This window comes from Lyngbya sp. CCY1209 (genome assembly GCF_035615495.1).
In the GTDB taxonomy this organism is placed as follows: domain Bacteria; phylum Cyanobacteriota; class Cyanobacteriia; order Cyanobacteriales; family Microcoleaceae; genus Limnospira.
Genome location: NZ_JAJENU010000094.1, coordinates 1 through 3,873, shown reverse-complemented (window position 1 = coordinate 3,873; position 3,873 = coordinate 1). Strand labels below are relative to the sequence as shown.

2 protein-coding genes are annotated in these 3,873 nt (G+C 52.7%); both read left to right on the top strand.

Annotated elements, in window-relative coordinates:
- Positions 1-627: 627 nt before the first annotated feature.
- Complete coding sequence (gene pflB / locus LKE08_RS00545; RefSeq protein WP_324702241.1) at positions 628-2,913, top strand: formate C-acetyltransferase; 2,286 nt, start codon at positions 628-630, stop codon at positions 2,911-2,913.
- A gap of 106 nt (positions 2,914-3,019) precedes the next feature.
- A complete protein-coding gene (gene pflA, locus LKE08_RS00540) occupies positions 3,020-3,766 on the top strand; it encodes a pyruvate formate-lyase-activating protein (protein ID WP_324702240.1) in 747 nt (248 codons plus the stop codon).
- Positions 3,767-3,873 lie beyond the last annotated feature (107 nt).

The following is a 3,873-nucleotide window of genomic DNA, read 5'->3' as shown; positions in this document are numbered from 1 at the left end:
AAACGGCTTTTCTATAAGGGTTTGAAAATTTCTGACCCCATTTCAACTGTAACCACGTGAGCGCTCGTTGCTATAAAAGCGCAAATTTCGGGTATGGCCTGGAAATTGATAATATTTCTCGAATAGCGACGGTTCCGGTTAAATTTCAGTCCCGCAACGGGCCGGAAAAGTCGATCGCGAACGGGCTGACGAAATTGAAAATTTCTCTATAATAGAGGTATAGAGGGTTGAATGTCACGCCGGCCCGGAAGTCGGGAACGGAAGAACCCATATCGGGCGAATATTGCGAGCTTGAAAGAAAATGTCTCCGAGATCGGAGATGAAGTCAAAATTTGGCCCGCGATCGCCCGTCACCGACCCTCAATCTGGGGTAAATGAGAGCAGGTTAATCGTTGACGGAGTCAGAATCGATTGTTGCCACACCCACGATCCTTGAAAGAATCTTAAAGTTCTGCATTCTGTAGTTTCCCATGCCAAAATAAATAACAGCCACAGAACAGGCCGATCTTGGGAACACTGGCAAATTTAGGTTTGTAGCACATAATTGAGGGTTGCGACGGGAGAATAAACCGTCCTCGATTAGTGCGACAGCCCCACCCAAAAAGAACTGTAACCGAGGAAATATACATGGTTTCAAGTCTTGAAAGACCAACACAACCCACATTGACGACCAAAAATGACGACCTATCCCCGGAATGGCAAGGATTTCAAGGGGGAAAATGGACGAAAGAAATCAACGTCCGGGATTTCATCCAAAAAAATTATAGTCCCTATGAGGGAGACGAAACGTTTTTATCGGGGGCGACGGAACGCACGAAACAGCTCTGGAATCGGGTTCTGGAGTTGATGGCCGAAGAGCGCAAAAATGGGATTTTAGACACGGAAACCAAAATTCCCTCCACCATCGACGCCTACGGCCCCGGATACATCGATCGCGACTCGGAACAGATCGTCGGCTTGCAAACCGACAAGCCTCTGAAACGCGCCATCATGCCCTACGGGGGCATCCGGGTGGTGAAAAAATCCCTGGAGGCCTACGGCTACGAACTCGACCCGGAAACCGAAAAAATCTTCACCAAATACCGCAAAACCCACAACGACGGCGTTTTCGACGCCTACACCCCGGACATCATGCGGGCGCGGCATTCGGGACTGATCACCGGGTTGCCGGACGCCTACGGACGGGGGCGGATCATCGGCGACTACCGCCGCATCGCCCTCTACGGCATCGATCGCCTAATTTTGGATAAAAAAGAGCAGCAAGCCTCCCTGGAACCCGACGCGATGGACGCCGACACCATCCGGCGGCGGGAAGAAATTGCCGAAGAAATCCGATCCCTGCGGGAGCTCAAAGACATGGCTGCGTCCTACGGGTGCGACGTGGGGCGACCGGCGGCGACGGCGAAAGAAGCGACGCAGTGGACCTATTTCGGCTATCTGGCGGCGGTCAAAGAACAAAACGGCGCGGCGATGTCCCTCGGACGGGTTTCGACGTTCCTGGATATCTACTTCGATCGCGAACTGAAAAACGGCACCCTCACCGAAGCCGAAGCCCAGGAAATTATCGACCATTTTGTAATGAAATTGCGGATGGTGCGGTTCCTGCGGACGCCGGAATACAACCAACTGTTTTCGGGCGATCCCACCTGGGTGACGGAGTGCATCGGCGGCATGGGCGAAGACGGGCGATCGCTGGTGACGAAAAACAGTTTCCGCTTCCTCAATACGTTATATACCCTGGGCTCGGCGCCGGAACCCAACCTGACGATTTTGTGGTCGCCCCGCCTGCCGGAAAACTTCAAACGCTTCTGCGCCAAAGTTTCCATCGACACCTGTTCCACCCAGTACGAAAACGACGACCTGATGCGATCGGAATACGGCGACGACTACGGGATCGCCTGCTGCGTCAGCGCCATGAAAATCGGCAAGCAGATGCAGTTTTTCGGCGCCCGGGCGAACTTGGCGAAGGCGCTGCTGTACGCGATCAACGGCGGTAAAGACGAGAAAAGCGGCGAACAGGTCGGCCCCGAATGGGTTCCGGTTCAAGGCGATTATCTGGAATACGAAGACGTGGTGGCGAAATTTGATCGCTGCCTGGAGTGGTTGTCGCGGCTGTACGTCAACACCCTGAATATCATCCACTTCATGCATGATAAATACGCCTACGAGCGCATCGAATTGGCGCTGCACGATCGCGATGTTTACCGGACAATGGCCTGCGGTATTGCGGGGCTTTCCGTGGTGTCTGATGCCCTGTCCGCCATCAAATACAGCCGGGTGAAAGTCGTCCGCAACGAACAGGGTTTGGTGGTGGATTACGAAGTCGAGGGCGACTATCCGAAATACGGAAATAACGACGATCGCGCCGACGAAATCACCGCCGATCTGGTGAAGCAGTTTATGAACAAAATTCGCCAGCACAAAACCTACCGCGATTCGGTGCCCACCCAGTCGATTTTGACGATCACTTCCAACGTCGTCTACGGTAAAAAGACGGGCAGCACCCCCGACGGACGCAAGGCGGGGGAACCCTTCGCACCGGGGGCGAATCCCATGCACGGACGGGACACGAAAGGGGCGATCGCGGCTTTGGCTTCCGTGGCGAAACTCCCCTACGAACACTCCCAGGACGGGATTTCCTACACCTTCTCCATCGTGCCGCAGGCGTTGGGTAAAGAAGGGGGCGATCGCATCACCAACCTGGTGGGAATGTTGGACGCTTACTTCCACGAAGAAGGCCACCATATCAACGTCAACGTCCTCAACCGCGAGACGCTGATGGAAGCGATGGATCATCCCGAAAAATACCCCCAACTGACGATTCGGGTATCCGGTTACGCGGTCAACTTCATCAAGCTGACCCGCGAACAACAATTGGATGTGATTAACCGCACGTTCCACCACCGCATCTAGGATTAAAAAAACCGGGTTTTTAACTGCGGTTTCTAAAACCCGGTTCCGACGAATTGGCGGGGGCATCTGCTCTCGCCAATTTTTGAACTAATTTAGATTGCAAAAAATGTCCGACTCAAACCATAAAATTTTTGGAAGAATCCACTCCTTTGAAAGTTGCGGGACGGTAGACGGGCCGGGAATCAGATTTGTCGTCTTCACCCAAGGCTGCCCCCTCCGCTGCCTGTACTGCCATAACCCGGACTGCCAAGAAATAGCCGGAGGAACGGAAATAACGGCGACAGAAATCGTCGAGGAAGTGAAGAAATATCGCTCCTATATGCGCTTTTCCAACGGCGGCGTCACCGTCACCGGCGGCGAACCGCTAATGCAGCCGGAGTTCGTGGCGGAAATCTTCCGGCGGTGCAAGGAATTGGGCATCCACACCGCTTTAGATACGTCCGGTTACGTCCCCATCAACGCCGCCAAACCCGTTTTAGATTACGTCGATTTGGTGCTTTTGGATATCAAATCATACAAGCCCGAAACTTACCGCAAAGTGACGAGCGTTTCGGTGGAACCCACCCTCAAATTTGCCGAGTATTTGCAACAGATAGAAAAACCCACCTGGGTTCGCTTCGTGTTGGTTCCAAATCTGACGAACGAGCCGAATAATATGGAGGAACTGGCTCGGTTCGTTTCCGGTTTGAGCAATGTGGAAAAAATCGAAGTTCTACCCTTTCATAAAATGGGGGAATACAAGTGGGAACAACTCGGCTACGAATACCAACTCAAAAACACCCCCGAACCGACTCTGGAAGAAGTGGCGACGGCGATGGATACGTTTAGAAAGTACGGATTAAAAGTTGCATAGAAAAAGATATAGCAACCGACAGAACGGTTAGGACTGATCTGCCAATTTGAAGCCCGCCTTGAAATCAATTTCAAGGCGAATCGCAAAAGTCCACTTAAGTGGACTCG

Bases quoted from the DNA above. Each gene is read 5' to 3' on its own strand.
- pflA (WP_324702240.1), top strand. From the start codon at position 3,020: ATGTCCGACTCAAACCATAAAATTTTTGGAAGAATCCACTCCTTTGAA.
- pflB (WP_324702241.1), top strand. From the start codon at position 628: ATGGTTTCAAGTCTTGAAAGACCAACACAACCCACATTGACGACCAAA.